The organism is Legionella sp. ST3F1 (assembly GCF_048553315.1).
Lineage (GTDB): Bacteria > Pseudomonadota > Gammaproteobacteria > Legionellales > Legionellaceae > Tatlockia > Tatlockia donaldsonii.
Map to the genome: position 1 here is coordinate 1 of NZ_JBLZIO010000045.1, position 1,822 is coordinate 1,822.

The following is a 1,822-nucleotide window of genomic DNA, read 5'->3' on the forward strand; positions in this document are numbered from 1 at the left end:
GGTTTATTGGTTTAATAATCGTATCATTGCACATGCTCTACTCCCTTGGTATGGATGGTTAAACCTAATTGGGCAGGCTGTTTTGGAGAGGGAATACCTTGATCAACTATGTCTGAGAAAAATTTCAAAGCAGATAAAGTATGAGCATTGAGTTATATAAAAAAAGTGCCCCTGTAGGCTAAATGGCATTAGGCTTACTATTTAAGAGTAAATTAAGGTAGAACAAGCCCTAAATTAAAATCTCTTATTTTAGCATTAGCAATAACAATAATTTTTCGCATCAAAGCAGTTAATGCGACCATTTTCTTTTTTCCAGCGGCAACGAGATTATTATAAAAAATTTTTAAACTGGAGTTAGAATTTCTGGCAGCCATAGCAGCTAAGAATAAATTAGGTTTGATACCAGAGCGACCATGATTCACAGCGCGATAACCGCTAAATTGCCCACTATCATTCGCTTTTGGTGCAAGTCCTGCCAGAGAGGCAATTTTACGTCGTGTTAAAGTTCCTAATTCGGGTAAGAGAACCAGCAGTTCATTAGCAATGATATCACCTATTCCTGGTATTGTTTTCAATACCGCTTTTTTTGCTTTTAAGGCAGTGTCTTGGGCTATTAAGATGTTTATTTGCGCCGTTACTTCACAGAGCTGATTGTTGAGTACCTCTATCATTGATTGACAGCTGGTTTTGATAACAGCTGCTCTCGGTGCTTTAAAACGATTCTTTTCAGCAATAAGCATCTGCTTTAAATCATTTCGACGTTGAACTAATTCAAATAACGCCAAGGCTTGTGCTGATACAGGCGAAAAGAGTGATAATCGATTTGCCCGTTCATAACCATACAGGGCTAATGATTTTGCATCTAATTTATCCGTTTTTGCTTCATTTCCATAAGATTGTATAAAGCGCTTTACTTTGCGGGTATTCGCTCTGTGAACAGCGACTCCTGTTTCACATAAGGTCAGTAATAACCTCATTTCATAGCCGCCAGTAGTCTCCAAGATGCATAAGCCATTTTTAAATTTGTTCTTATAATCTTTTAAAAAGGCTTCTATCCCTGATGGGGCATTATCGTACTCAATTACTTTGTTGGAGCCATATTCGGCTGTAACAAAAGTCAGTTTTCCAATATCTATGCCTATGTAATTCTTATATACTTCCATAGTGCCTCGAGCGTTGTTGGTTTACGATTGTAAGCGGACGCTCTTTTTTAAGAGTTCCTTTCAACTATTCAAACGTTTCGAGAGCAGGGCTAGAGTACCTTGATCAAGACGGTTATTAAAACCGAGTACGCTACGGTCGCTCACGCCCGCGCCCTTTACTTATCGGAGTAAGGGGCTACTCTCTTAAAGACAATATATCAGCTTTTTAACTTACAATTACGCTACGCTGCATCAAGGCTACGTTCCGTGCTACCGGAGCAAGCATGGGTAGCCTTGATGGAGCGGAGCGTAATCAGGGTTTATAGGTTCAATAATCGTATCATTGCACATGCTCTACTCCCTTGGTATGGATGGTTAAACCCAATTGGGCAGGCTGTTTTGGAGAGGGAATACCTTGATTACGCTACGCTGCCTCAAGGCTACGTTCCGTGCTACCGGAGAAAGCATGGGTAGCCTTGATGCAGTGGAGCGTAATCAGGGTTTATAGGTTCAATAATCGTATCATTGCACATGCTGCTCCCTTGCTATGGATGGTTAAACCCAATTGGGCAGGCTGTTTTGGAGAGTGAATACCTTGATTACGCTACGTTCCGTGCTCCCGGAGCAAGCATGGGTAGCCTTGATGGAGCGGAGCGTAATCAAGGTTTATTGGTTTAATA

General features: G+C 40.9%; 1 protein-coding gene. It reads right to left on the minus strand.

The window, feature by feature from the left end; genetic code table 11:
- Positions 1-212: 212 nt before the first annotated feature.
- On the minus strand, positions 213-1,163 hold the full coding sequence (locus ACN4Z1_RS15865; RefSeq protein WP_228364616.1) for an IS110 family transposase: 951 nt from the start codon (positions 1,161-1,163) through the stop codon (positions 213-215).
- Positions 1,164-1,822: the final 659 nt, after the last annotated feature.